Origin of the sequence: Sinorhizobium sp. KGO-5, assembly GCF_036245905.1 — a bacterium.
Taxonomy (GTDB): domain Bacteria; phylum Pseudomonadota; class Alphaproteobacteria; order Rhizobiales; family Rhizobiaceae; genus Sinorhizobium; species Sinorhizobium meliloti_A.
Genome location: NZ_BDIZ01000001.1, coordinates 1446229 through 1470096 on the forward strand (window position 1 = coordinate 1446229; position 23868 = coordinate 1470096).

28 protein-coding genes are annotated in these 23868 nt (G+C 62.9%); 20 read left to right on the forward strand and 8 right to left on the reverse strand.

Features of this window, described 5'->3' with window-relative positions; translation table 11 throughout:
* The first annotated feature begins 6 nt into the window (after positions 1-6).
* From BHD07_RS06850 to mucR, 5 genes are all read left to right on the forward strand, one after another.
* Positions 7-1572 carry a Na+/H+ antiporter subunit D gene (locus tag BHD07_RS06850; protein ID WP_338278609.1) on the forward strand — a complete coding sequence of 522 codons (1566 nt, stop codon included), beginning with the start codon at positions 7-9 and terminating at the stop codon, positions 1570-1572.
* Entirely contained in the window at positions 1569-2045 is a 477-nt protein-coding gene (locus tag BHD07_RS06855; RefSeq protein WP_100672006.1) for a Na+/H+ antiporter subunit E, read from the forward strand. Before BHD07_RS06850 ends, BHD07_RS06855 begins: the two co-directional genes overlap by 4 nt.
* On the forward strand, positions 2042-2428 hold the full coding sequence (locus BHD07_RS06860; RefSeq protein WP_100672007.1) for a cation:proton antiporter: 387 nt from the start codon (positions 2042-2044) through the stop codon (positions 2426-2428). Before BHD07_RS06855 ends, BHD07_RS06860 begins: the two co-directional genes overlap by 4 nt.
* Positions 2428-2778 carry a monovalent cation/H(+) antiporter subunit G gene (gene mnhG / locus BHD07_RS06865; RefSeq protein ID WP_100672008.1) on the forward strand — a complete coding sequence of 117 codons (351 nt, stop codon included), beginning with the start codon at positions 2428-2430 and terminating at the stop codon, positions 2776-2778. Before BHD07_RS06860 ends, mnhG begins: the two co-directional genes overlap by 1 nt.
* A gap of 405 nt (positions 2779-3183) precedes the next feature.
* Positions 3184-3615, forward strand: a complete 432-nt coding sequence (gene mucR, locus BHD07_RS06870) for an exopolysaccharide biosynthesis transcriptional regulator MucR (RefSeq protein WP_018094540.1) — start codon at positions 3184-3186, stop codon at positions 3613-3615.
* A 200-nt stretch (positions 3616-3815) separates the two neighbouring features.
* Here mucR and BHD07_RS06875 read toward each other — a convergent pair whose 3' ends face one another.
* Entirely contained in the window at positions 3816-4238 is a 423-nt protein-coding gene (locus BHD07_RS06875; RefSeq protein WP_100672009.1) for a SufE family protein, read from the reverse strand.
* A gap of 179 nt (positions 4239-4417) precedes the next feature.
* Complete coding sequence (locus BHD07_RS06880; protein WP_100672010.1) at positions 4418-4855, reverse strand: DUF5330 domain-containing protein; 438 nt, start codon at positions 4853-4855, stop codon at positions 4418-4420.
* A 515-nt stretch (positions 4856-5370) separates the two neighbouring features.
* Here BHD07_RS06880 and BHD07_RS06885 point away from each other — a divergent pair.
* The 3 genes from BHD07_RS06885 (at position 5371) to BHD07_RS06895 (ending at position 8295) form a co-directional block, all read left to right on the forward strand.
* Positions 5371-6948, forward strand: coding sequence for a sensor histidine kinase (locus BHD07_RS06885; protein ID WP_338278611.1), 1578 nt, complete (start codon positions 5371-5373; stop codon positions 6946-6948).
* The gene (locus BHD07_RS06890) at positions 6920-7873 is read left to right on the forward strand and encodes a peptidoglycan-binding domain-containing protein (RefSeq protein ID WP_338278612.1); all 954 of its coding nucleotides are present in this window, start codon (positions 6920-6922) and stop codon (positions 7871-7873) included. The genes BHD07_RS06885 and BHD07_RS06890 overlap by 29 nt, the downstream gene beginning before the upstream one ends.
* Positions 7874-7959: 86 nt before the next feature.
* Positions 7960-8295 (forward strand): DUF1491 family protein, encoded by a 336-nt coding sequence (locus tag BHD07_RS06895; protein ID WP_018094545.1) that lies wholly within the window; start codon positions 7960-7962, stop codon positions 8293-8295.
* Between the two features lie 172 nt (positions 8296-8467).
* Here the strand turns inward: BHD07_RS06895 and BHD07_RS06900 are convergent, their stop codons facing one another.
* Entirely contained in the window at positions 8468-9523 is a 1056-nt protein-coding gene (locus BHD07_RS06900) for a DUF2336 domain-containing protein (protein ID WP_338278613.1), read from the reverse strand.
* Between the two features lie 242 nt (positions 9524-9765).
* Between BHD07_RS06900 and BHD07_RS06905 the strand changes: the two genes are divergently transcribed.
* The 3 genes from BHD07_RS06905 (at position 9766) to BHD07_RS06915 (ending at position 11316) form a co-directional block, all read left to right on the forward strand.
* On the forward strand, positions 9766-10416 hold the full coding sequence (locus BHD07_RS06905; RefSeq protein WP_338278615.1) for an SH3 domain-containing protein: 651 nt from the start codon (positions 9766-9768) through the stop codon (positions 10414-10416).
* Positions 10417-10573: 157 nt separating this feature from the next.
* A complete protein-coding gene (locus BHD07_RS06910; protein ID WP_018094548.1) occupies positions 10574-10858 on the forward strand; it encodes a hypothetical protein in 285 nt (94 codons plus the stop codon).
* Between the two features lie 287 nt (positions 10859-11145).
* On the forward strand, positions 11146-11316 hold the full coding sequence (locus tag BHD07_RS06915; protein WP_013844138.1) for a hypothetical protein: 171 nt from the start codon (positions 11146-11148) through the stop codon (positions 11314-11316).
* Between the two features lie 108 nt (positions 11317-11424).
* On the opposite strand, the gene BHD07_RS06920 is transcribed toward BHD07_RS06915, so the two are convergent.
* The 3 genes from BHD07_RS06920 to BHD07_RS06930 all read right to left on the reverse strand — a co-directional run bounded on the left by BHD07_RS06920 (position 11425) and on the right by BHD07_RS06930 (position 14882).
* Positions 11425-11970: a DUF1254 domain-containing protein gene (locus tag BHD07_RS06920; protein ID WP_018094549.1), complete on the reverse strand. Its 546-nt coding sequence runs from the start codon at positions 11968-11970 to the stop codon at positions 11425-11427.
* A complete protein-coding gene (locus BHD07_RS06925) occupies positions 11963-12550 on the reverse strand; it encodes a DUF1214 domain-containing protein (RefSeq protein WP_100672015.1) in 588 nt (195 codons plus the stop codon). Before BHD07_RS06925 ends, BHD07_RS06920 begins: the two co-directional genes overlap by 8 nt.
* A 97-nt stretch (positions 12551-12647) precedes the next feature.
* A complete protein-coding gene (locus BHD07_RS06930) occupies positions 12648-14882 on the reverse strand; it encodes a transglycosylase domain-containing protein (protein ID WP_338278622.1) in 2235 nt (744 codons plus the stop codon).
* 120 nt (positions 14883-15002) lie between these two features.
* On the opposite strand from BHD07_RS06930, the gene BHD07_RS06935 reads away from it, so the two are divergent.
* Positions 15003-15470, forward strand: coding sequence for a YcgN family cysteine cluster protein (locus BHD07_RS06935; protein WP_003527370.1), 468 nt, complete (start codon positions 15003-15005; stop codon positions 15468-15470).
* Between the two features lie 43 nt (positions 15471-15513).
* Here the strand turns inward: BHD07_RS06935 and BHD07_RS06940 are convergent, their stop codons facing one another.
* Positions 15514-15849 (reverse strand): MmcQ/YjbR family DNA-binding protein, encoded by a 336-nt coding sequence (locus tag BHD07_RS06940; RefSeq protein WP_100672018.1) that lies wholly within the window; start codon positions 15847-15849, stop codon positions 15514-15516.
* A 65-nt stretch (positions 15850-15914) separates the two neighbouring features.
* On the reverse strand, positions 15915-16055 hold the full coding sequence (locus BHD07_RS06945) for a hypothetical protein (protein ID WP_003527368.1): 141 nt from the start codon (positions 16053-16055) through the stop codon (positions 15915-15917).
* 344 nt (positions 16056-16399) lie between these two features.
* Here BHD07_RS06945 and feuN point away from each other — a divergent pair, with 344 nt between their 5' ends.
* From feuN to BHD07_RS06985, 8 genes are all read left to right on the forward strand, one after another.
* Positions 16400-16651 carry a two-component system FeuPQ modulator FeuN gene (gene feuN / locus BHD07_RS06950; protein ID WP_003527365.1) on the forward strand — a complete coding sequence of 84 codons (252 nt, stop codon included), beginning with the start codon at positions 16400-16402 and terminating at the stop codon, positions 16649-16651.
* Positions 16652-16692: 41 nt separating this feature from the next.
* On the forward strand, positions 16693-17364 hold the full coding sequence (feuP, locus tag BHD07_RS06955; protein ID WP_003527364.1) for a two-component system response regulator FeuP: 672 nt from the start codon (positions 16693-16695) through the stop codon (positions 17362-17364).
* Positions 17354-18739 carry a two-component system sensor histidine kinase FeuQ gene (feuQ, locus tag BHD07_RS06960; RefSeq protein ID WP_100672019.1) on the forward strand — a complete coding sequence of 462 codons (1386 nt, stop codon included), beginning with the start codon at positions 17354-17356 and terminating at the stop codon, positions 18737-18739. The genes feuP and feuQ overlap by 11 nt, the downstream gene beginning before the upstream one ends.
* Before the next feature lie 214 nt (positions 18740-18953).
* Positions 18954-19400 (forward strand): hypothetical protein, encoded by a 447-nt coding sequence (locus BHD07_RS06965; RefSeq protein WP_100672020.1) that lies wholly within the window; start codon positions 18954-18956, stop codon positions 19398-19400.
* A gap of 171 nt (positions 19401-19571) precedes the next feature.
* Positions 19572-20717 (forward strand): c-type cytochrome biogenesis protein CcmI, encoded by a 1146-nt coding sequence (ccmI, locus tag BHD07_RS06970; protein ID WP_338278630.1) that lies wholly within the window; start codon positions 19572-19574, stop codon positions 20715-20717.
* The gene (ccmE, locus tag BHD07_RS06975; RefSeq protein WP_029958929.1) at positions 20714-21166 is read left to right on the forward strand and encodes a cytochrome c maturation protein CcmE; all 453 of its coding nucleotides are present in this window, start codon (positions 20714-20716) and stop codon (positions 21164-21166) included. Before ccmI ends, ccmE begins: the two co-directional genes overlap by 4 nt.
* Positions 21163-23145 (forward strand): heme lyase CcmF/NrfE family subunit, encoded by a 1983-nt coding sequence (locus BHD07_RS06980; RefSeq protein WP_338278632.1) that lies wholly within the window; start codon positions 21163-21165, stop codon positions 23143-23145. Before ccmE ends, BHD07_RS06980 begins: the two co-directional genes overlap by 4 nt.
* Positions 23145-23600 (forward strand): cytochrome c-type biogenesis protein, encoded by a 456-nt coding sequence (locus BHD07_RS06985; protein ID WP_100672259.1) that lies wholly within the window; start codon positions 23145-23147, stop codon positions 23598-23600. Before BHD07_RS06980 ends, BHD07_RS06985 begins: the two co-directional genes overlap by 1 nt.
* Positions 23601-23868 lie beyond the last annotated feature (268 nt).

Genomic DNA, 23868 nt, shown 5'->3' on the forward strand with positions numbered 1-23868 from the left:
CGCACCATGGCCGTTTCCACCCCCGCTCACGTCGATCTTTCCGCAGCCCTGATGCTTGCCCCCGCGTCGGCCGTCGAATGGCTCGTCGTTCTGCCCGTCGCCTGGTGCCTGGCCGTCGGCGCGCTCCTCGTGATGCTTCGTCGCTGGGCCGGCCTCCAGCCCGCAATAGCGCTTGCGAGCCTGGCCGTTCTGGTGTTGATCGACGTGGCGCTGCTCGATCACGTCGCGAGAAACGGGCCGATGACCATGGTGATGGGGCGTTGGCTGCCGCCGTTCGGCATCGCCTTCACGGTTGACCTGACCGGTGCGCTCTTTGCTCTGGTGGCGGCCTTGGTCGCTTTTGCGGCCGGCATCTTTTCGCTGGCCGATATCAACGACAGCGGCCGGCGCTATGGTTTCTATCCGCTGCTGATGCTGCTGATGGCCGGCGTATCGGGAGCCTTCCTCACGGGGGATATCTTCAACCTCTATGTCTGGTTCGAGGTCCTGCTGATTTCCTCCTTCGGGCTTCTGGTCCTCGGCTCCGAGCGCGGGCAGATCGACGGGACGGTGAAGTACGGCTTTCTGAACCTGGTCGCAACGACACTGTTCCTGGTCGCTACCGGCTTCCTCTACGCCGTGTTCGGCACGCTCAACATGGCCGACATCGCGCGTAAGGCCGACGAACTGCGCGTCAATGCGCCGTTGATGACTTTGGTCGGACTCTATGTTCTCGCCTTCGGCATGAAGGCGGCCGCGTTTCCCTTGAACTTCTGGTTGCCTGCTTCCTACCATACCCCTCGCGTCGTCGTGTCGGCGCTCTTTGCCGGCCTGCTCACCAAGGTCGGTATCTATGCGTTGATCCGCGTGACGGTCATGCTCTTTCCGATCGAAAGGGAGGAATTGAGCTTCGTACTGGCGCTCGTCGGTGCCCTGACGATGATGGTCGGCGTTCTCGGTGCGCTCGCGCAAACGGATTTTCGTCGCCTTCTCGGCTACCTCGTCGTTTCGGGCATAGGTTCGATGCTCGCAGGCCTAGCCATCGGCGGACCAGGCGGCATTGGCGGCGCGATCTTCTACGCGCTCCATTCGATGCTGGTGATGACGGGCCTTTATTTCGCCTCCGGGATCGCCATGCGCCTCGGTGCAGACAGCTCGATCGCAACGCTTGCGGGCCTTTACCGCAAGCATGCGGGGTTTGCGGCGCTGACCTTGATGCTGTGCTTCGCCATTTCGGGGCTGCCGCCCTTTTCCGGCTTCTGGCCGAAGGTCATGCTGGTGAAGGCGGCCATCGACATCGGCGCCTGGTGGCTTGCCGCCGCGCTCCTTCTCGTCGGCTTCTTCACCATGATTGCGACCGGCCGCCTTTTCCTCCTGGCCTATTGGCGAGACAGCGCAATACCCGAGGCGGCCGCCGGCCCGGCCCCCCTGTCCGCGACGGCCCTGGGTCCGCTTGCAGCACTTACGCTTCTGGCGCTTGCGCTCGGCCTCTATCCCGAACCGCTGCTTGCGATGATCCAGAGCGCCGCAGCCGGTCTTGCAGAGCCGTCCACTTACCTGAATTCAGTCTTTCCCGCAGGAGGTCCGCAATGAAATTCCTGCTGACCAACCTGGTCTTTACGCTTATCTGGGGAGCAATCAGCGCCAGCTTCACGCCCGCGAACCTCCTGCTGGGCTTCGCGGCCGGCGCCTTGTCGCTCTGGTTGATCCGGCGTGAGCTGCGCCCGGTGGCTTACCCGCTGAGACCGTTGCGGCTGCTGTTGCTCGCATTGTTGTTTTTCAAGGAGCTCGCGATTTCCGCAACGAAGGTCGCGATTCTGGTTCTCCGCTCGAACATGGCGCTGAAGCCTGGCATTTTTGCCTATCCGCTCGCGCTCAGGAGTGACTTCGAGATAACGCTGCTCGCCAATCTGATCACGCTGACGCCGGGTACGCTGTCGGTGGATGTCTCCGAAGATCGCAAGACCCTCTACGTCCATGCGCTCGACTGCGCCGACCCGGGGGCTCTACGGCGAGACATCGCCGGCGGCTTCGAACGTCGAATTCGGGAGGCCTTCGAACGATGACGCCCGCTGCAGTCCTGAGCACGGCCTCCGGCGTGGCGCTCGTGCTTCTCTCTCTCGCGCTGCTGTTGACGGTGCTGCGCATCATTCGCGGGCCGACTCTTCCGGACCGGGTGCTGGGCCTCGATATGCTGGTGGCGATTGCGATCGGCCTGATCGCGGTGATCGCTGTGAGAACCGGCTTCTATCTCTACATCGATATCGCGATCGCCCTCGGGCTCGTCGGCTTTCTTGCGACGGTCGCTTTCGCCCGCTTCATCCTGGCGCGCGGTCTTTCGCCGGAGCGCATGACGCCGGGCGCAACTGACCTGGCCCAGGCAAAGCCGTCGTCGACGCGCTCGCGCGCGGGACAGGCCGGGCGCCGCAAACGCAAGGGAGCGCGTTGATGGTTCTGCAAATCATCGCCTACCTCGTTGCGCTGATCATGATTGTCGGCGCCTGCTTCTCGCTGCTTGCCGCGGTTGGCCTCATCCGCTTCCCCGACCTTTACACCCGCATGCATGCGGCCTCGAAAGCCGGTACCGTCGGTTCGGGTCTGCTGCTCTTTGCGGCCGGGCTGCATTCGCTCGATGCCGCCGTCTTCGTGCGCGCACTTGCGGGATTTGGCTTCTTCGTGCTGACGGCACCGATCTCGGCCCATCTATTGGCAAAAGCCGCGCATCAAGCGGGCTACAGGATGACAAAACGATCGGTGATAGATCAGCTTCCCCATAAGGAAGAGCCGCGCGGGCATTGACGGGCAGCATTTCTGACTCTGTATTTGAGGACAATTTTGCCGAGCGTGACAATTTTAGCAACTCGGAATAAAGTTGCTGCATGCCGATAAATTTATGTTTGGACTTTTGGCAGATCAGTGTTAATGCAGTAAATGCAAAGTGTCGTCGTGGAAAATACTTTGAGATGAAATTCCAGCCTGAGTTGTGATGCTTGTCCGTTGCTTTGAGGTGTCGGCCGCTTTGGCGCCTTGGTGACGGTTCTTCCCTCTCGCAATTCGAGCCTTGATGTTGCGGCAGAACCGCAGTCTCCATTGCGAGATCGCGGTCGGTTCCGAGGCGGCAAGCGCTGATTGACGGCATTTTGTACATCCTCCCCCTGGAACTCTGTTTCAGGTTTCGTCGCTGGATTCCGATAGGAGAAAGAAATGACAGAGACTTCGCTCGGTGCGAGCAATGAACTCCTGGTTGAGCTTACGGCGGAGATCGTTGCCGCCTATGTAAGCAACCACGTGGTTCCGGTTGCCGAGCTGCCGACGCTCATAGCCGACGTGCATTCGGCTCTCAACAACACCACGGCTCCTGCACCGGTGGTCGTCCCGGTGGAAAAGCCGAAGCCCGCGGTTTCGGTCCGAAAGTCGGTGCAGGACGACCAGATCACATGTCTCGAATGCGGCGGCACCTTCAAGTCGTTGAAGCGGCATCTGATGACGCACCACAACCTTTCGCCGGAAGACTACCGAGACAAGTGGGATTTGCCTGCGGATTATCCGATGGTCGCGCCGGCATACGCGGAAGCACGCTCGCGGCTCGCCAAGGAAATGGGTCTCGGACAGCGTCGGAAGCGCCGCGGCAAGTGATCCGGGCGGCCCCACGGGGCCATCGGGAACGCGCAACGCCTGAGTTGTGTCATAAAGGCCGGCCGGTTCATTCGGGCCGGCTTTTCAGGACGTTTAAGTATTTCATTGAAACACTGACACGCTGCCACCCGTTGAAGCTACGCGCTTCCGGACGAAAACCGTTACGCACTTGTCCTGGAAGTGCTCTGACTCTTCGCCGGTCAGGCAGGCAGGCGTCCTTCGGCTTCGCTCTTGATACGCCGGATCATCGAGCGCAGGCCGTTCGCGCGTTGCGAGGAAAGGTGTTCGATGAGGCCGATCTTGCCGAAGATGTCGAGAGCGTCGGTTCTGGTAATTTCCGAAGCACGCTTGCCGGAGAAGATGGCGAGGACGATTGCCACGAGGCCGCGCACGATATGCGCATCCGATTCTCCCTCGAAGGTGAGAAGCGGGTCTTCAGCATCGCCCGTCGCATGGGTCACGAGCCAGACCTGGCTGGCACAGCCCTGCACCTTGTTCTCGCTCGTCCTCGAGGCTTCCGGCATCTCGGGCAGGTTCTTGCCAAGTTCGATCACATAGCGGTAGCGATCTTCCCATTCGTCGAGAAATGCAAAGTCGTCGATGATCTGGTCAAGTGAAGTCATGCTATGTCCGGCTTTCGGCGCCCGCTGCGTAGCGCAGTCCGCGTGAAACTGCTTCAATCGCAGTTCGGGCGCATCGTTTCACCTTCATATAGGAGAGGCGGGCCGCAAAGAGAACAGGCAATCGCGTTTCCCCGCGTGCCCGGCCGGAACGATCGGTCTTGCCTTCTCCGCGGCAGGGCTTACTTCCCGGAAGCCGGACCGGGATCGAGGCGGTGTTCCGGAACCGGCATACGCTTGAACGTTTGTTCGGCCTTCTCCGTCGCTTCCGCCGAAGGGATACTTTCTGCCGGTGCGACGGTACCGGTCATGACCTTGACGTCGGGAGCGGCGGCGTCGCCTTCCGCGAACTGGGTGTTGAGAAACTCATAGGCGATGCGAGCGCCTTCGCGGGCGCGATGTCCGAGGGCGACGAAAGTCTCCGCACCCTTCTCGCAGACGTCCGGCTTCTCTACGCAGATCGCGCTTATATATTGAAAGGCTTCGTTCGCGGCAGAGAATGTGCCGCCGATCTCCATCTTCGGGCCGTGCTCGAGCTTCTCGCTGCTCGACGGATCGAGAAACGGCAGCAGCACCAGCACCAGCGAGAACCAGAACGTCGCCTTTACGAGAAACCACATCTTGCGCCATCCTCTTTTGCCTTCGGCTCCGGCCGTGGTGTTTACGCTTCGAAACTAGCGCGGGAATCACAAGGCCGCTTTTCCAGAAACAACGGTATTTGCTTCAAATTTTATTGAAATTCAGGGATCAGCATATTCGTGCAGACGCTTTTCCCTGCATTTCAGCGGCCGTCGTTAACGCTCGTGGCTGAGGTCTCGGCCTCAAGCCTCGCGTTCCCGGCACCGGATAGTGGCGATGCCTGCCCAAATCGTTAACGCGAGCCGAAAAATCCACGAAAATCCGCTGCTTACGCACCGTTAACCACATCTGACGATGCTCGCTCGGATTGCCTCAAATCGGGAACTTTCGGTCGCCCCGGACGCCTCCGGAGAGCGGCCGTTTATTCTTTCATTAAGTCAGGGGTGCGAGATTCGGGTCATCACGAGGCGGTCGTCCGCGACGACGCGGAACGGTCCGAAATTGCCTCGCAAGAACGACAAATTCGGCAGGGCAAGGCGTGAGTTTATTGCGTGACATGGCTGGCAGATGGACATCCTTTGTGGATGAAGCGGCCGCACCCTGGCTGCCGCGCGGCGGCCTGGGCCCAGCAATTGCGCGTCACGACTTCAGACGCTTGCGTGCCGTCGCTGCCGTATCCCTGACCGCGCTGCCGATCGTCCCGCTCGCGCTGACCCTGGCATTGCCCGTATCCGCCGCGCTGCCGGCGGGAGCGGCGCTTTGGGCCTCGGCGTCCCTGCTGGCCGCGGCTGCAGCCATTGCGAGCGGCCGCGATTTCCCGGCGGCCGGCGAGGTGGAACTCGCGCCTGCACCGGAACTGCCCGATCTCAATGCGGCATATAATCTCTTTGCGGGTTTGGTGACCGTCCACGATGCCCGGGGCCACGTCCTGTCCGTCCACGGCCGCGATGCGAGTGAGTATCTGAAACTGATGCGCGATCCGCATGGGCGCGGCTTCATCGAGCAGATCCATGTGTCGGATCGCATCGCCTTCCTGAGAGCGATTGATTCGCTGCGCCTGGACAGCGAGCGCTCTGCCGTGGACATCCGTCTCGAACGGACGTCGGCAGATGGCGCTCAATTCGCACATATCTACTGCGAGATGACGCCGATTCGAGACGCTGAAGGAAATCTCCTTGCGATTGTCGCCCAGTCTCGCGATGTTTCCGAAGAGGCCCGCTTGCAGGCAGAGGCGGCCGCCAAGGCAGCACATGCCGAGTCGGCCAACGATGCCAAAACGCGGTTCCTTGCGGCCGTCAGCCATGAATTGCGCACGCCGCTCAATGCCATCCTCGGCTTTTCGGACGTGCTTGCAGGCGAATATTTCGGCAAGCTCGAAAACGATCGCCAGCGCGAATACGTGTCGCTGATCCATCAATCCGGCTCGCATCTTCTCTCGGTCGTCAACACGATGCTCGATATCAGCAAGATCGAAGCGGGCCGTTACGAGCTTCTCCTCGAACCGTTCCGTGTCGCCGAGGCGATCGCCGCCTGCGAGGCCATGCTGTCGCACCAGGCGCGCGAAAAAGGCGTGCGGCTGACGAGCCGCGTCACCCGTTCCGTCGGCGAGATCAATGCGGACCAGCGCGCCTTCCAGCAAATCCTCATCAATCTCATCGGCAACGCCATCAAGTTTACCGACCGCGGCGGGCTTGTCACGGTGGATGCCGCACTTGAAGGCAACATGCTGAAGCTGACGGTCAGCGACACCGGGATCGGGATCGCTGCGGACAAGCTGCAAATGCTCGGCCAACCTTTCGTCCAGATTCAGAATGACTATACCCGCCGCTACGAGGGTACCGGACTCGGCCTCTCGCTGGTCAAGGGACTTGCCGAACTGCATGGCGGCGATTTTGCGATCCGCAGCGCCGAGGGGGAGGGTACCGTTATCGTCGTAACCATTCCCAGCGATGCCGCAGGTGCGGCAGAAAGGGAGTGCCCGGATGCGCCCGTTACAGTGGAGTTTCCGCCGCGATTGAAGCAGCACGCAGACGGAAAGAGCGAAACCGGAGTGCCGGCGCTCTCCGAGGCTTTCCACACCGGAGAAATTGACAGGGAAGGGGGACATGGCGCCGCGCAAGCGAAAACAGCCTGAGCGCAAGCGGGCGGCGCGGCGCGGAGCGGGTCTGGCCTTGCGCGGACTCGCTGTCGTCGGCCGTGGTCTGGTGCTCACCGGTCGCCTGATCTCCCGCCATCCGGTGAGCGCCGGCGGGTCGGCGATCTTTGCCGTCGTCTTCAGTTTCGTCGCCGCAAACGCCATGTGGTACCAGAACGGTACTCATCCCTCGCCGCTTCTGCGTACCCGCGTGCCCCTCGTCAGTCCCGAAGTGGCCGAACGCCTTGCGGCTGCCAAAGGCGAGCCGGTCGAGCAGCGCGATGTTACCACCTTCGTCATAGAGCGGGAGGGGAACGCGAAAGCCGGCGATGCGGCAACGGACGGGCCCAACGAACGGCAGGCGTCGCTTCCGGCGCAGGACTCACCGGATGCGCCCGGCAGCACGGTCTCGACGCTGGTTGCGGACATCCAGAAGGAGCTGGCAAGGCTCGGCTTCTACGAAGGAGCGCCGGACGGCCGAAGCGGTCCGAAGACCTCGGCGGCGATCCTCCGCTTCGAAAAGCAGGCCGGCCGTATGGAGACGGGTGCGCCGAGTGACGATCTGCTTCGGGCACTGCGCAACGCCGGCGGCTCCCCGCCGGCAGTTGCGACGCCCGCCAACCGGCCCTATGCCGACCCGAAGACTGTTCCGGCCGAGGCGGATCCGGTTGCCGCTGCCATCCGCAGCGCCGAGAAGGACAACGCGCTCGGCTCCCGCACGGAGGTTCCCGTGTCGAGCGAAATGGTGATGAACATCCAGAAGGGGCTGAGCAATCTCGCCTATGCGGATGTCGTCGTCGATGGTGTTGCCGGCGATCAGACGCGCGCCGCCATCCGCCATTTCGAAAAACACTATCGTCTTCCTCCGACCGGAGAGCCCAACCCCAAGGTTCTCAAGAAGCTTAAGGAAATCGGAGCGCTCTGACGGTCAGAGCAAGAGGAGCAGTTGCGCACCACTGCCGGTCGACCGCTCCGTTTGCATCTCGCCGGTGGCGCGTGTATCAGCTGTGCATGCGCCTGAAGTCCCACATTTTCGTCTCCTCGCTTTTGCGGAACGCCTTTGGACGCGGCGGGTATGCGGCTGTGCTGCGCAAGGGAGCGGAGGACGCCGGCGCGATCTTCATCCGGCAGCGCGGACGATCGGGCTACGAGACGCTTTATGCGCCGGCGCCGCAGAATTTCTTCGATGAGGAAGGAGATACGTCGCGCCGCTTCGAGGTGCGATTGCGAGGCGCCGAGGCCGACGCGGTCGAACGGGCGCTTTCCTCGGAAATCCGCTTCGACCCGGACTGCTGGATCGTAGAGTTGGAACTCGACGACTGCAGCGATCTGTTCGATCTGGTTTGAGACCTGTCGAGATTCGGGATACCCGCCGCGGTTTGCTCGATCTCCTCATTCCTGTGCTCGTCACAGGAATCCAGCCAGCCCAAGTCCTTGGGCTGAAAGAACTCTTCCCGCGCCACGTAGCAATTTGAACTTCTGCATGTCGTTGTTCTTTGATCGGCTACGATGAACGGATCTAGAACTGGCCGAAGCCTCGCTTTGGTTGGACGGCCTTGCTTTGACGCGCAATCGGTTGCGCGTCGTGCCCGCGCGGGTCCGCGGCTCGATTATCCGCAAGCAGGCTCTCATGCCGTCCTGGCTTCGCCCCGTTTGCATCGGCGCGAACCCAGGACGCCACCCGTTCGCCGCTCGCCTGCCGGTCGAGACTTCCGATCAGCGCTTCGGCGCGGTTGCCGCCGCCGATTCTTTCGGAAAGATGGGGATAGAGCGCCTCGAGCACGCGGCTTTCCTCGTCCGCCGGAAAGGCGAGAGCTGCAAGCGTCGCGGCGAGTTGCTGGCCGGAAACATCGAGCAATATTCGGTCGGTGAGTGCGCGGCTTGCTCCGAGCGCGTCTGCCAGGGCCGTGGAGAAGAGGGTCGCTTCGCCATTGCGCGCAAAACGGACGAGCAGCGCGCAATGCAACTCGCTGACGGGTTGGATCGACGAGGTGCCGTTCTTCTCCTGTGATCCGACGCGCGCCAGCGCCTTGATTTCCGCGCGCAGCTTTTCTTCGCGATCGGCGGCTGCGGCAGCCGGCTGCGGATCGCTCGCCGCCGGGCGACTGGCGCCGTCGTGAAGACGTGCTGGGAGGGGAGCGGACTGATGATGCTCGACGAGCGCGTCGATCACCGAAGGCGAAAGGCTCTCCCGACGGGCAATGGCGTTCGCATGGCCCTGCCCTTGCTGGCGAATGATGGAAATGAGCACGCCGTCGGAAATCGCTGTCGCACGGGCAAGGAAGGCGGCGGCGATCGAAATGGGCATGCTGCCGATCAACAGGGCCACCGGCTCCGGCACGTGCAGGCATTGGGATAGTGCCGCCGCCGCCTGTCGGCGTGCCTCGTTGCTGGAGCCGAGGAAGAGCGGCTCGAACAGCTCCGCAAACTGCTTCATGTCGGACCTGCTTGGAATCCGAAGGCTCTCGAAGCCGGTGACGGTCGCCATCAGCACGACGTCCTTCAACCGCCCCGTCTGCGGCCGTTCCAACTCACGAAACCGGTTTGTCACGACATATCCTAAAACGCAAAGCATGACGGCATTCCGATGGCTCGGAACGACACACGTGTCTAAAACTAGATCGAAATCGTTAGCGCAGCATTAACTATGGACGTTGGGGCTTTATTCAGGCTTGCGTCATTCTGGTGACGAGCCGCCCCGGCAGCGGAGGCCGCTTTCCTCAGCCATAAAAAGTCCACAAGCGCTCCTATTTGATCCGATTGACGGCAAACGCCGGAAGCGAGTCGGGCTGCGGCCTCTCATGTGGGAGTTGATTTGTGAAGAAAATATTCTTGCGGGCAGCGGCTGCCTTTGCGCTGCTGCTCATGCCCGCGGCCGCATCGGCGGCCGAAGGTTTTGCCACTGCCAATGTCAATATGCGCTCGGGACCGAGTACATATTATCCGGCTGTAACGGTCATTCCGGTCGGCGAATCGGTGGAAATTCACGGCTGCCTGTCGGAGAGCCCCTGGTGCGACGTTTCCTTCTATGGCGGGCGGGGATGGGTGGCAGGCCGATACGTGCAGGCCGCCTATCGCAGCAGCCGGGTCTATGTGGAGCCGGAATACTACCGTCCGCTCGGCATTCCGACGGTCGTCTTCGAGTTCGACAGCTATTGGGATCGGAACTACCGCGGCCGTGAATTCTATCGCCATCGCGACCGCTGGAGGCATGACCGCGATTGGGATCGGGAGCGTGAACGCGACCGGCCGGAATGGGATCGCCGCCAGGTGCGGGAACGCCGAGACTGGGAGCGTGACCGGGAAAGGGAGCGGCGCGAATGGGAATCGGAGCGCGGCCGTGACGATGACCGCTGGCGGCGGGGGATCGAGGGCGCTGAACGGGAACAGTCGCGCCGCGAGCGCCGTTACCACGGGCAGAGGACGATCGCGGAATGCGACGGCGGCGATTTCCGCTGCGAAGAGTAGGCGCGGCGATTCGGCCGCTTCACTCCAGGGTGGGCGGCGATCGTCGCCGCCCTTCCTTGAGCCGCTGGTTCTTGCGTCGTCCTCCATGGGAACCAATCCGGCCTCGACGCGTTGAAATCGCGCAAAGGGTGATACCGGAATGGCAAGGAGCGGAGAGATGGCGGAGAAGAATCTGGCGGCAGTCGGTGCAGAGACGGGTGCCCAAACGCGGGCGTCCGGCGCACAGGCCGAATTGGAATCCCAGGTCCAGGAACTGAAGGCAGAGATCGCCCGGCTGACGGAGACCGTCTCGGCCATTGGCACCGGAGCCAAGGCGGTCGTGCAGGGGGAAGCGGAACTGATGACGCAGCGCGTCCGGGAGCGCGTTCGGGAAGAACCGATTTCGACATTGCTGACGGTCGCGGGTGTAGCTTTCCTTTTCGGTCTGATTGCAAGGCGCTGACGGACGGATTGCCGGATTTGCAAATCCCCCAGGATTGAGGATTGCGCGAGGTTAATGCGTCATGGTCTGGATTAACAAACGGTTAACCAGGCTGTGGCTCAATCGGCACAAGGCGGCTATTATCGCCTCGCCTCTTATGCCGAAACGGACGACATCCGGGTGACCGGAAGAAGGAGTGACTGAGAAGGGCGCGTCTGTCCGGGCACCGGAAAATGCGTCAGCCCGAAAACGGGCAGGGTGAAATCTGTACGGTAGTTCATCCGTCTCGTGAGACTATGGAGACGAGCATGGCAGACGTAATCAGAATGCAGGACCGGATCGTCAAACGCCCTCGACGGCGTCCTGTCGGGAAGGGCGGCGCCAAGGTGTTGTTCTTCACAGGAATCCGTTACGAGAGGCTGGACGGCCGCGGACCGCAGCCAACTGCCCCGGCTGGCCGCCAGGCCAAGAAGCAGTAAACCCGCGGGCAAAGCGCCGGCAGCGCCCGCCCGGGCGGTGCGCCCGTTCGCCGCCCGACTTCGACCACTTCGATTTCAGTTTCCCCCAAATCGCCGTTACCTTCGCCTCTACCGCTGGAAGGGCTCGCACCTCGACTCCGCAAGGAATGTGCGGACCAGGTCCTCGAAGCTGTCGAGAGGTGCCAGGGCTCGAAGAACTGCGTAACCTTCCTCGTCCTTCATCTCGATCATGATCGATTGCGCCAGCGCTTCGGGCGGCGACTTGCGCAGCTCGACGAGCTGGATCGGTGTGGCGACCACGAGGTCGAGATCGCCATGGACGGCTGTCTGGTCGTTCATGCTGAAGACCTCGTTCGACCCGCTGTCGAAGATCGCAAGCGACCAGAAGGGCACGTCGCCGCGCCCGACGAAGCGAGCCGGAGCGTCCGCCACCGAGAAGCTGCAGACGGCCGTACGCAGGAAGGGGTCGGCGTTGTTCAGGCCTGTCGGCCCCGGTTCGGCGGTCAGCGGAAAGAAGCTGTCCATTTCGAGCAGGCCGAGCACGCGCGTATAGGCATCGCGGCCGGTGAACTGGGGCAGGGCGAGCACGATCACGATATGAAGAAGCGCCGCTCCGACGAGACCGACGAGAATGGCGAAGATGATGCTACGCATGCCCGCACCCGGTTTTTGCGATCTTCGGCATTGCGAGGTCGATCAAGCCGGAGGACCCTGCCGTCGGCGTGTCCAGAAGGGTCAGCACGAGCGCGAAGCTGCCCGTCCGGGGTATCGCCAGCCAGTTGTCGGGCTGGGCAACCGGGGAAACGTGGATGACGAAGCGGCTGTCCTCGGCGCGCAGGACGGTCCAGGAATTGATTGCGGAGGGCAGGTCCGGCCCCGGCAACAGCGCGGTCCCGTCCGCCGCCGCCGCATAAAGGGTCCAGAACCGCGCCGGCGGTGTCATACCCGAAATGTCATAGGAGCAGGCGGCCGAGAGGCGCGCACCGGTATCGTCCGTGAGAGCGGTAAAGGCCAGTCCCTCGGCGCCGCCATAGAGCAATTCGCCGGCCCGGGCGCGGTGCGCCTTGGCATAGGGATCGGCGGAGACGGTCTGCGCTTCGGGAAAAGCGATCCAGGGACCGATCGCGATCGAGCCGAAACCGACGGTCGCCTTCAGCGCCCATACGGCCGTCCCGATTCCGCCGCCGAACGCGACGATGAGGGCAAGAGCGACAAGGAGGGGAACTCGAAACAAGTGGCGGCTCTATCGAATGTTGCGTCGTTTACCCTGTCGGCGCTCGTAGGGGCGCCGCTCGGCCTGTTCGCCAGAGAACGGATTTCTGACTGCAAAGTCAATTGTTTGTCGTGCCGGGCATGGTCCGCATGTTCACGCCGCGATCCGTCGGCTCGAGCACGGCCACCTTGCCGCCGGGTCTTTCGCGCGCCTTGAGCGGTTGCGCTTTCTCGAATGTGTCGCCGATCTTTTTCAAGAGCCGGGTTACGTCCGCGGATAATGACCGCGGCCGCACGAGCGGCGGCAGGGCGTTCTCGTCCGGCTTCGCAGTTTCGGCGACCCGCTCCTTCGCCGGTTTGGCGGGTGCGATTTCGATGCCCGGAATCGCGCGGTGCTCGATCCCCTGTTCGGCATAGTCCATCAGCCGCTTGAAGGTCATCGCCGGGAGAGATCCGCCGGTCATTTCATCGGTGGAGGTATAGTCGTCATTGCCGAACCAGACGGCTGTGGTGTAGTCGCCGGTGAAGCCGACGAACCATGCGTCGCGATAAGCCTGTGTCGTTCCGGTCTTGCCGCCGGTGACGATCCCGTTGTCGAGGGCTGCGCGCCGCGCCGTCCCGATGACCGGAATCTGCGTCAGGATGCGGTTCATCGACGAGACCGCCTGTTCGCTCAGAACCCTGCGTGGCGGCGGCGCGTCGCGCCCGAAGTCGTAGAGAATGTCGCCGTCATAGTTGAGAATCTGGCTGATGCCGTGGCGTTGCGACTGGAACCCGCCCGCCGGAAAGACCGCATAGGCCGTCGCCTGATCGAGCACGGTCACTTCGGAGGTGCCGAGCGGCATGGTCTTGTCGGTCCGAACCGGGGTCTCGACGCCCATTCTCCTGGCGGTCTCGGCAATGATTTCGGTACCGAGCTTGTCCTTGGCGAGGCGGACCGGAATAGTGTTGATCGATCTGGCGAGCGCGTTCATCATCGTTACCCGGCCGGCATATTTGCGGCCGTAGTTCTGCGGCGACCAGCCGCGCCAGGTGATTGGCGCGTCCACCACGATGGTTTCCGGTGTCATGCCCTTTTCCATCGCGGCAGCGTAGGTATAGACCTTGAAGGACGACCCCGGCTGGCGCAGCGCGCGCGTGGCGCGGTTGAACTGGCTTTCGCCGTAGTCGCGGCCGCCGACCATCGCCCGCACCGCGCCGCCATGCTCGACCATGACGAGAGCGCCCTGCTTGACCTTGTAGCTCTCGCCATATTGCCTGAGGCCCGATTCGACCGCTTCCTCGGCTGCTTGCTGCAGCCCCATGTCGATCGTCGTGCGCACGATCAGCGAATGCTGCGCGAAGGGAGCGGCAATGCGCTGGACCTCTTCGAAGGCCCAGTCGAGGAAGAAATCCGGTGCCTTGACCTGAGCACGATCGACCACCGAGGCTGGGGTCAGGCGGGCGGCGATCACCTGTCCTTCCGTCATCAGCCCACCCTGTACGAGATTGCTCAGGACCTCGTTGGCGCGGGCACGCGCCGCCGGCAGGTTCACATGGGGGGCATAGCGCGCCGGCGCCTTGAAGAGACCGGCGAGCATCGCCGACTCGGCAAGATTGACGTCGGTAATCGCCTTGCCGAAATAGAACTGCGCCGCCGCTGCCGCGCCGAAGGTGCCGCCGCCCATATAGGCGCGGTCGAGATAGAGGCGGAGGATTTCCTTTTTCGACAGGTTGGATTCGAGCCAGACGGCAAGAAAGGCTTCCTTGATCTTGCGCTCGATCGTCCTCTCGTTCGAGAGGAAAAGGTTCTTGGCCAGTTGCTGCGTCAGTGTCGAGCCGCCTTGAACGACCCCGCCGGCGCGAGCGTTTTCGGTCATGGCGCGTGCGAGCCCGAGAAAATCTATGCCCCAATGGTCGAAGAAGCGCCTGTCTTCCGTGGCGAGGACCGCTTTTATGAGGTGATCGGGCAGCTCGTCGATCGGGACGGAATCCTCGTGGATGATGCCCCGGTGGCCGATCTCGTTGCCGTAGCGGTCAAGAAAGGTGACTGCGAAATCGCTTTGCGCCCGCCAGTTGCCCTTGGTTTCCTCGAAAGCGGGAAGGGCGAGCGCCAGCATCAGCACCGAGCCCGCCGCGCCGAGGGTCATTCCCTCGCCGAGCACTTCGAAGAACGCTCTTTTCCAGCCGCGCACGCGAAAACGGCGGAAGAAGATGGTGGTGTCCTCCCACCACTCACCGAGCCGGAACCCTGCACTCCATACGGTCGAATCGATCCAGGAATCGATCCGAAGAAAGATGTGTCGCCTTTTCGGCCGGTTGTCCTCTTTCCTCGGTTCCTGCACGGCTTTCATGTCCCGAAGGTTCTGCCTCATGACGATATTTGCACGGGGCGGCAATCCAATCTACTTGCATATCGCGCAACCCGCCTTAAAAAACCGGCAATTTTCTGCGAAGTTTCAAAGTTGGCTCGGATTTTACGAAAGTGTGACTTTATGGGCGAAATGCCTTTCTGGAAGACGAAAGGTCTCGAGGAGATGACCGGCGCGGAGTGGGAGAGCCTCTGCGATGGTTGCGGGCTCTGTTGTCTCAACAAGCTCGAGGATTGGGACAGTTCCGAGATCGCCTGGACTTCGATCCGCTGCACCCTGCTGGATGGCGAAAGCTGTCGCTGCAAGGACTATGACAATCGCCAGGCAACCGTCCCGGACTGCATTCAATTGACGCCGAAAGCGGTGCGCGAAATCAGCTGGCTGCCGCCGACCTGCGGCTACCGTCTGGTTGCCGAAGGCAGGGATCTCTACTGGTGGCACCCGCTCGTCTCCGGCGATCCGGAGACCGTGCATGCGGCCGGCATATCCGTGCGCGGACGCACCGTCGCCGAGGACGGCATCGACATCGAAGATTATGAAGATTATCTCGTGACCTGGCCACTGGAGGTCGGCAGGGAACCGGCCGATTAGGGCACGCCTCAGAGTGCTGCAGCGACTTCGCGGACCGTCGCCGTCAGTGACGGCCGTTTTTGGTGACGAGGTTTCTCGGCGCGACATTGCGCCATGCGGTTTCCATGGACTGGCGAACGAGTTCGTCGTCGGCACCGACGAAATAGAATGATGTCCAGCCGCGTGCGCCCCAGCCGCCGGGAACGGCGGCGCAGACGCCGGGCTCCATTTCCAGAAGCATTCGCTGCTGGTCCGGCGTGAACTTGAATACGGCGCGACCGGCTTCCGGCAGGGTCATGAAAATCCGGTTGCCCACACGGAAATCCCGTGCACCGAAATGGGCATTTTCCTGGGTTCCCGGAAGGCTCAGGGCCAGCTTTTCGATTTCTTCGGACAGCATGGAAGGAGAGTAGCACGGAATTGCCGATTGGCAAAAATCCCGCGGCGCCGGGCCGCCGGGGCAATTCACTCTGCGGGAGGAACGGTCTTCTGTGCAGCCTCGCCGACCGTGCGCATTTCGCGCCACTCGTTCTCGAACCGCTCGAGCAGCGATTGCGGGATTCTGGATTGCGGTGATACCGGCGGCTTGTTCGCGAGTGTCTTCATCCGGACCTCCTTTGGGCGAGACTGTTGGACTGGGCGGACGATTCCACAGGATAAAGACTTTGTAAATCAGCGGTTTAAAGCATTTAAACGATTGAAAAAAATTTAAATCGATTAATTTCCCAGCCGATCCACAGAAAGGTGGCAGCAGTCTCGTTGATGCCCACGCCGAGCTGTCCCAAAGACTTGTTCGCCCAACTTCTGCAATCTACGGTCGATTCCCGTATCAGAGATCAGACAACCGCCGGACGCGAGTCCGCGGATCCACAAGGCCGACATTCATTTGCCATTCAGCCTGTATCGGTTAATGATTCCGGCATAGTGCTTCCCAAGTCGAAAGTGCGTTCATGTCTTCAGCATTGACCATAGCCGCGCTCGCCGCAGGCCTCGCAGGCTTTTCTCCGCCTGCCGTCAACATGCCTGCGGTTGTCGTCCGCGTGGCTGGCGATTGCAGCGCGGCCGCCGCGCAGGTGGTTGCCCAGACGGGTGGCGAGCTGCTTTCTGCCCAGCCGACCGGCGATGGGCAGTGCGTGGTGACGGTGCTCATCCCGGGCAACGGAGGGCGCCCCAAGAAAGTCACGGTGAAAGTGCCTATGTAAGCTTTTTCGGGAGTACCCGAAGGCAAGGGAAGTGGACGAGAATGCGCATTCTGATCGTCGAGGACGATACCAATCTGAACAGGCAGCTGGCCGACGCTCTCAAGGAGGCCGGTTATGTCGTCGATCAGGCTTATGACGGCGAAGAGGGCCACTATCTGGGCGATGCGGAGCCCTATGATGCGGTGATTCTCGATATAGGCCTTCCGGAGATGGACGGCATCACCGTTCTCGAGAAGTGGCGCGCAGACGGCAAGACCATGCCGGTGCTGATCCTGACGGCCCGCGATCGATGGAGCGACAAGGTCGCAGGCATCGATGCCGGCGCGGACGATTACGTGGCGAAGCCTTTCCACGTAGAGGAGGTGCTGGCCCGCATCCGTGCTTTGATCCGGCGGGCCGCCGGGCACGCAAGCTCCGAGATCGTCTGCGGCCCCGTCCGTCTCGACACCAAGGGCTCCAAGGCGACCGTCGCAGGCGTGGCGCTGAAGCTCACATCGCACGAGTTCCGCCTGCTTTCCTACCTCATGCATCATATGGGACAGGTGGTTTCCCGCACCGAGCTGGTCGAACACATGTATGATCAGGACTTCGATCGCGATTCCAACACGATCGAGGTTTTCATCGGCCGGCTCCGCAAGAAGATCGGCAATGATCTGATCGAAACGGTGCGCGGCCTCGGATATCGCATGCAAGCACCCGGCAATGGCCATTAGATCGCTCACGGCGCGCGTTCTGGCGGTTTCGACCGTCTGGGCCGTCGTTGCCCTCGTGGTGATCGGGGTCGTCATCTCCGCCCTTTATCGGCAGGGCTCCGAGCGCGGCTTTCAGGACCTGCTGCGGGCGCAGCTCTACAACGTCATCAACTCCATCTCTGTCGACGAGAAGGCCGCGCTCTCCGGTAGCCCGCAGCTTGGCGACCTGCGCTTTTCCCAACCGCAGACGGGCTGGTATTGGATCGTCGAGCCGATCGGCGAATTCGACACGCCGCCGCTGATATCGACTTCGCTCGGCACGGCGAAACTGCCGATCGTCAGCGTCGACGAGGTCCCCTTCGATATCCGCTACGAGCGGTTCTACACCACCACGGATCCGTTCGGAAACGCGGTGGAGGTGGCCGAAACCGAGGTCGTTCTCGACATTCAGGGCCACGCCGCCCGCTTCCGCGTCGCCGGCAATCGCGATGTCCTCGAGGCCGACATAGATCGCTTCACGCGCAACCTCACGATCGCCCTGTCCATTTTCGGTCTCGGCGGCCTTGGCGTTAACGCGCTCACGATCCTGTTCGGCCTGAAGCCGCTCGATCAGGTACGCCGCTCGCTCGAAAAGATCCGCACGGGGGAGAGCGAACGGCTGGATGGCGCGTTCCCGCGGGAGATCCAACCCCTTGCCAACGAGGTGAACGCGCTGATCGACAGCAATCGGCGTATCGTCGAACGCGCGCGCATGCAGGTCGGCAATCTGGCCCACTCGCTCAAGACGCCGATCGCCGTGCTGCTCAACGAGGCGAGAGTGCTGGAGGTGCCGCACGGCGAGCTGGTCAGGGCCCAGGCGGACGCCATGCAGACACAGGTGCAGTCCTATCTCAGCCGCGCCAGGATTGCCGCCCAGCGCGGGTCGATTCTGGCGCGGACCGAAGCCCAGCCGGCACTGGAAAGAATCATGCGGGTGATGCGGCGGCTCAACCCGGACAAGCAATTCAGCCTCTCCATCAATCCGCCCGGACTGGTGCTGGCGATGGAACAGCAGGACGTCGAGGAAACGGTCGGCAACTTGCTGGAAAACGCCGCCCGTTACGCGCATGATAGGATTTCGCTGAATGTTGAGCCGGCCCCCGAAGATGCGCGCGAAAGGGAGCCGGGCCGCCAGTGGATCGTGCTCCAGATTGACGACGACGGACCGGGGCTCGACCCCGATCAGATCGCGGTGGCGATGAAACGCGGCAAGCGGCTCGACGAGAGCAAGCCCGGAACCGGGCTCGGTCTTTCGATCGTAAGCGAGATCGTGGGTGAATATCAGGGAAGCGTGGAGCTCAGCCGTCGCGATGTGGGAGGGTTGCGGGCCACGCTCGTACTGCCGGCGGCGGTCTGAGCGCCGGTCGGATACGACTGATGCGGGACGATCGTGATCCGGCGGTCACACCCGGTCCTGAAAATGCCGGCGCTGACGGCAGGCGGTTGCCTCCACCCGCAGGTGGTGCAAAAAGAACTCGACCGAAGCCAGCCGTTTCGATGGATATTCCCGAGGCGCGACTGGCGACCGGCAAGAGGAATGAGTAGCGCGTATCATGAGGAATTACGCAGAAATGACGCGAGCTTTCGCGTCACGCGGCAGGATAGCGGTGGTGGCTTCGGGTGTAGCCCTCGCCGGCTGTGGCACGACCTCGTCCGGTCAGGGTGGGGCGGTTGCCGGGCTCGGAGCAGCGTCCACCCGCGTTGCATCGTCAGCCACCTATATCGAGGCCCTGCAGGGTGGCGTCGTTTCGCGTCTTGGCGGCGTCGAGCTCGGCAAGTCGGATCGGCAGCGGGCGCTCGAGGCCGAGTATCGCGCCCTCGAAGCCGCGCCGGGCGGGCAGCCCGTCGCCTGGCAAGGGCGGGGCGTCAGCGGCTCGGTCGTCGCTGCCGCACCCTATCAGGTCGGGTCGCAGAATTGCCGTCAGTACAGCCATACGGTGACCGTCAAGAGCCAACAGACCACGGCACGCGGCGCCGCCTGTCGCAACAGCGATGGAAGCTGGACGCCGCTCACCTGAGCGGCACCGCCCTCGAATATCGCGAACCGTGGAAGGCGTTGAATCGCCGGGGGCTGCTTTGGCGAGCGGATTCTCCTTGCGCGGCGGCATTCTTGCGGCGAAACGCCTCAAATATACGTCATTGCCGGTTTTCGAGTTGGAATGACATGGCCCTCATAGTATTCCCCAAGCATGTTGTTCTGGATCCTCGTCGCCCTTCTGACGGCGGCTGTCGCAGCCGTGCTTCTTCTGCCGCTCATGCGGGCGGCAGAGCCGCTGCCGTCTCGCCATAGTCACGACATCGAAGTCTATCGCGATCAGCTTGGCGAGTTGGCGCGGGACCGGGAGGCCGGTCTGATCGGAAGCGAGGAGGCCGAGCTGGCCAGGGCCGAGATCGCCCGCCGCATGCTGGCCGCCAGTGCCGCAGATCAGGCTGTGGCGGAGCGCACGCCGAAGCGGCTTCTATCCAACCGCCTGGCGCAGGCTTTCATTTTCCTCTGTCTTCCGGCCGTCGGCCTTTGTCTCTATTTGACGACCGGCAGCCCCGGTGTGCCGGCACAGCCGCTCGCGGCTCGCCTTGCCGATCCCGGCGACGACGTCAACATCCTGATCGCGAAGGCCGAAAACCACCTGGCCCTCAATCCGCAGGACGGCGCCGGCTGGGACCTGCTGGCGCCGATCTACATGCGCCACGGCCGCGTGGATGACGCCGTCGCCGCCTACGACCGCGCGATCCGCCTGCTCGGGCCAACCCCGGCAAGAATGGGCGGCTACGCCGAGGCTCTTGTGGCGCAGGCGGGCGGCCTGGTCACATCCGAGGCGCAGAACGCGCTGCAAAAGGCGCTGGCGCTCGACCCCGACGATCCGCGCTCCGCATTCTACCTCGCACTCGGCCTGAAGCAGGAGGGCAAGCACACCGAAGCGCTCGCAGCCTTCCGCAAGCTCGCGGAGAGCTCACCGGCCGATGCGCCCTGGCTGTCTCTGGTGAACCAGCATATCGCGGAGCTCGCCGCCGCCCCGGCCGGCCCAGGCCCTGCCGCGCCCGGAAATCCGGCTCCCGGCGATATCGCCGCCGCAGAGCAAATGAATGCCGGCGACCGGCAGGCGATGATCCGCGGCATGGTCGACAGCCTGGCAAGCCGCCTGAAAGAGGATCCGGCCAATCTGGAGGGGTGGATGCGCCTGATCCGTTCCTATGTGGTGCTCGACCAAAGGGACAGGGCGAAAATTGCGTTGCATGACGGGCTGAGGGCCTTCCCGGAAACGGGCGAGCAGGGAAAGCAGTTGCTGGCCTTGGCCCGGGAACTGGGGATCGACGCCGGCGGAGAGGCTGAATGACACGCAAGCAGAAAAGATTGGCGATAATCGGCGGCGGCGTGGCATTTCTGACGGCCGCGGTGCTGCTCGTCATGTTCGCCTTCAGCCAGGCGGTCGCCTATTTCTACGTTCCGGGCGATCTTGCGAAGGCGGGCGTCGCGCCGGGGACGCGCATCCGCCTCGGCGGGCTTGTCGAGGCGGGCTCCGTAAAGCGCGGCGAGGGAAGGACTATCACATTCACGGTGACGGATACGCTTGCGACCGTTCCGGTGACCTATACGGGCATCCTGCCCGACCTCTTCCGCGAGGGCCAGGGCGTGGTGGCCGAGGGAGCCTTCGTCGGCGGCAGCCCGGTTTTCGTTGCGGACACCGTCCTCGCAAAGCATGATGAGACATACATGCCGAAGGATGTCGCCGACCGCCTCAAAGCGCAGGGTGTCACGCTCGGCGGGGAGGAAAACATCCGATGATCATCGAACTCGGGCACTATGCACTGGTCCTGGCGCTCGCGACCGCGATCATCCAGGGGGTCTTGCCGGTCCTGGGAGTGCGGCGCGGCGACCCTTCCTTGATGGGCCTGGCAGCAAACGCGGCGCTCGTCTGCTTCCTGCTGGTGGCATTCTCCTTCGCGGTGCTGACATTCGCCTATGTGACATCGGATTTCTCGGTCAAGAACGTCTGGGAGAACTCGCATTCCCTCAAACCGCTGATCTACAAGATTACCGGGGTCTGGGGAAACCATGAAGGCTCGATGCTTCTCTGGCTGCTGATTCTCGTCTTCTTTTCCGCGATGGTGGCGCTCTTCGGCCGCAACCTGCCAGAGACGTTGAAGGCGAACGTGCTTGCGGTGCAGGCCTGGATCGCGACGGCGTTCGCGCTCTTCGTCCTGCTGACCTCCAATCCCTTCGCGCGGCTCGTGCCGGCACCGGGCGAGGGCAGGGATCTCAACCCCGTGCTGCAGGATATCGGGCTCGCGATCCACCCGCCCTTGCTTTATCTCGGCTATGTCGGCTTTTCCGTATGCTTCTCCTTCGCGGTCGCCGCCCTCATCGAGGGGCGGATCGACGCGGCCTGGGCGCGATGGGTGCGGCCGTGGACACTCGCCGCCTGGACCTTTCTTACCGCCGGCATCGCCATGGGCTCCTATTGGGCCTATTACGAGCTGGGCTGGGGCGGCTGGTGGTTCTGGGACCCGGTCGAAAACGCCTCTTTCATGCCTTGGCTTGCCGGAACGGCACTTCTCCACTCGGCCCTGGTCATGGAGAAGCGAGAGGCGCTGAAGATCTGGACCGTGCTGCTGGCGATCATGACCTTTTCGCTGTCGCTGCTCGGCACGTTCCTGGTGCGCTCCGGCGTGCTGACATCCGTCCATGCCTTCGCCACCGACCCGACCCGCGGCGTCTTCATTCTCGCCATCCTGGTCGTCTTCATCGGCGGTGCGTTTTCGCTCTTTGCCTTCCGTGCCTCCCATCTCAAGGCCGGGGGAATTTTCGCGCCGGTTTCGCGCGAGGGTGCGCTCGTCGTGAACAACCTGATCCTGACGACGGCCACGGCGACGGTGCTGACCGGCACGCTGTATCCGCTGGTACTCGAAGCGCTCACCGGCGACAAGATTTCGGTCGGCGCGCCGTTCTTCAACATGACGTTCGGTCTGCTGATGCTGCCGCTCATCGCCGTCGTTCCCTTCGGTCCGCTGCTTGCCTGGAAGCGCGGCGACCTTGCCGGTGCGGCGCAACGTCTGTTTGCGGCTGCCGCCCTGGGCCTGCTCGCTGCCGCGATCTGCTATTACGCGCTGCACGGCGGCCCGGTCCTGGCTCCCTTCGGCCTCGGCCTCGGCGTGTACCTGATCCTGGGAGCGCTTACCGATCTGGTTCTGCGCTCCGGTCTCGGCAAAGTGGCGGCGGGCGTCGCCTGGAGACGGCTTTCGGGACTGCCGCGTTCGGCTTTCGGCACGGCGCTCGCCCATATCGGGCTCGGAATCACCCTTATCGGGATAGTCACGGTCACGGCTTTCGAAACGGAAACGGTCGTCGAGATGAAGCCCGGCGCGGTAGTCGACGTCGGGCGCTACAGCCTGCGCTTCGACGGCATGCGTGAAGGGCGCGGGCCGAACTATACCGAGGAGGCCGGCCACTTCACCATCAGCCGAGGCGGGGTCGCGGTTACCGATATCTGGTCGTCGAAGCGGCTCTATTCCGCGCGCCGCATGCCGACGACGGAAGCCGGAATCCGGACCTTCGGCCTCAGTCAGCTCTATGTTTCGCTGGGCGACGACATGGCGGATGGCGGCATCGTCGTCCGCATCTGGTGGAAACCGCTGATTCTCTGCATCTGGGGCGGCGCGCTCGTGATGATGGCCGGCGGCATCGTCTCGCTCAGTGATCGGCGCCTTCGCGTGGGCGCACCGGCGCGTGCCAGAAAGGCGCTGGCGATGGGAGCTGCGGAATGATCAGGCGGCTGCTGCTCGCGCTCTTCCTTCTCCTTGCCTCGGTCGTTCCGAGCCTTGCCGTCAATCCTGACGAGGTGCTCGCAGATCCGGGGCTAGAGGCGCGTGCCCGTGCGATTTCCGCCCAGCTTCGCTGCATGGTCTGCCAGAACCAGTCGATCGACGACTCCAATGCCGAACTCGCCAAGGATCTGCGGCTGCTCGTGCGCGAGCGGCTGAAGAACGGCGATACGGACGAGGCTGTGATCTCCTACGTCGTCTCGCGCTATGGCGAATTCGTTCTTTTGAAACCTCGCTTCGAGGCCAAGACGCTCGTGCTGTGGGGCATGCCCGCCATCCTTCTCGTGGCCGGCATCGTCACCCTCGTCCTGGCGGGGCGGCGCCGCGCCGCGAGGATTCCCGGCGCCCCCCTTTCCGCCGAGGAAAAGGAAGCGCTGGACAAGCTCCTGCGGCCCTGATCTCGAGCGGGATTCCCGGCTTTGCGGCGCACCACCCGGCGCAGGGACTCCGGCAGCTTGCCGGGCCGAGCGGAACATTACCAAAAATTCATCTGCCGGACAGAACTCAGTAAGGTCCAACCCGTTACATCTTTCGACACAGGCTGTTTCCCCAGGGGACAGCCAGACGAGCGGATCTCCGGCAATCAGGCCCTTGGTCCGGCTCGGAGAAAGGTTTCGAAGCCGCCTGCCCCTGCAGGCGGGCTTCCTGAAAGAGAGAAGGCAAAGC

Coding starts and splice junctions, on each gene's coding strand:
- BHD07_RS06850 (WP_338278609.1), top strand. CDS start 7: ATGGCCGTTTCCACCCCCGCTCACGTCGATCTTTCCGCAGCCCTGATG.
- BHD07_RS06855 (WP_100672006.1), top strand. CDS start 1,569: ATGAAATTCCTGCTGACCAACCTGGTCTTTACGCTTATCTGGGGAGCA.
- BHD07_RS06860 (WP_100672007.1), top strand. CDS start 2,042: ATGACGCCCGCTGCAGTCCTGAGCACGGCCTCCGGCGTGGCGCTCGTG.
- mnhG (WP_100672008.1), top strand. CDS start 2,428: ATGGTTCTGCAAATCATCGCCTACCTCGTTGCGCTGATCATGATTGTC.
- mucR (WP_018094540.1), top strand. CDS start 3,184: ATGACAGAGACTTCGCTCGGTGCGAGCAATGAACTCCTGGTTGAGCTT.
- BHD07_RS06875 (WP_100672009.1), bottom strand. CDS start 4,238: ATGACTTCACTTGACCAGATCATCGACGACTTTGCATTTCTCGACGAA.
- BHD07_RS06880 (WP_100672010.1), bottom strand. CDS start 4,855: ATGTGGTTTCTCGTAAAGGCGACGTTCTGGTTCTCGCTGGTGCTGGTG.
- BHD07_RS06885 (WP_338278611.1), top strand. CDS start 5,371: ATGGCTGGCAGATGGACATCCTTTGTGGATGAAGCGGCCGCACCCTGG.
- BHD07_RS06890 (WP_338278612.1), top strand. CDS start 6,920: ATGGCGCCGCGCAAGCGAAAACAGCCTGAGCGCAAGCGGGCGGCGCGG.
- BHD07_RS06895 (WP_018094545.1), top strand. CDS start 7,960: ATGCGCCTGAAGTCCCACATTTTCGTCTCCTCGCTTTTGCGGAACGCC.
- BHD07_RS06900 (WP_338278613.1), bottom strand. CDS start 9,523: ATGCTTTGCGTTTTAGGATATGTCGTGACAAACCGGTTTCGTGAGTTG.
- BHD07_RS06910 (WP_018094548.1), top strand. CDS start 10,574: ATGGCGGAGAAGAATCTGGCGGCAGTCGGTGCAGAGACGGGTGCCCAA.
- BHD07_RS06915 (WP_013844138.1), top strand. CDS start 11,146: ATGGCAGACGTAATCAGAATGCAGGACCGGATCGTCAAACGCCCTCGA.
- BHD07_RS06920 (WP_018094549.1), bottom strand. CDS start 11,970: ATGCGTAGCATCATCTTCGCCATTCTCGTCGGTCTCGTCGGAGCGGCG.
- BHD07_RS06930 (WP_338278622.1), bottom strand. CDS start 14,882: ATGAGGCAGAACCTTCGGGACATGAAAGCCGTGCAGGAACCGAGGAAA.
- BHD07_RS06935 (WP_003527370.1), top strand. CDS start 15,003: ATGGGCGAAATGCCTTTCTGGAAGACGAAAGGTCTCGAGGAGATGACC.
- BHD07_RS06940 (WP_100672018.1), bottom strand. CDS start 15,849: ATGCTGTCCGAAGAAATCGAAAAGCTGGCCCTGAGCCTTCCGGGAACC.
- BHD07_RS06945 (WP_003527368.1), bottom strand. CDS start 16,055: ATGAAGACACTCGCGAACAAGCCGCCGGTATCACCGCAATCCAGAATC.
- feuN (WP_003527365.1), top strand. CDS start 16,400: ATGTCTTCAGCATTGACCATAGCCGCGCTCGCCGCAGGCCTCGCAGGC.
- feuP (WP_003527364.1), top strand. CDS start 16,693: ATGCGCATTCTGATCGTCGAGGACGATACCAATCTGAACAGGCAGCTG.
- feuQ (WP_100672019.1), top strand. CDS start 17,354: ATGGCCATTAGATCGCTCACGGCGCGCGTTCTGGCGGTTTCGACCGTC.
- BHD07_RS06965 (WP_100672020.1), top strand. CDS start 18,954: ATGACGCGAGCTTTCGCGTCACGCGGCAGGATAGCGGTGGTGGCTTCG.
- ccmI (WP_338278630.1), top strand. CDS start 19,572: ATGTTGTTCTGGATCCTCGTCGCCCTTCTGACGGCGGCTGTCGCAGCC.
- ccmE (WP_029958929.1), top strand. CDS start 20,714: ATGACACGCAAGCAGAAAAGATTGGCGATAATCGGCGGCGGCGTGGCA.
- BHD07_RS06980 (WP_338278632.1), top strand. CDS start 21,163: ATGATCATCGAACTCGGGCACTATGCACTGGTCCTGGCGCTCGCGACC.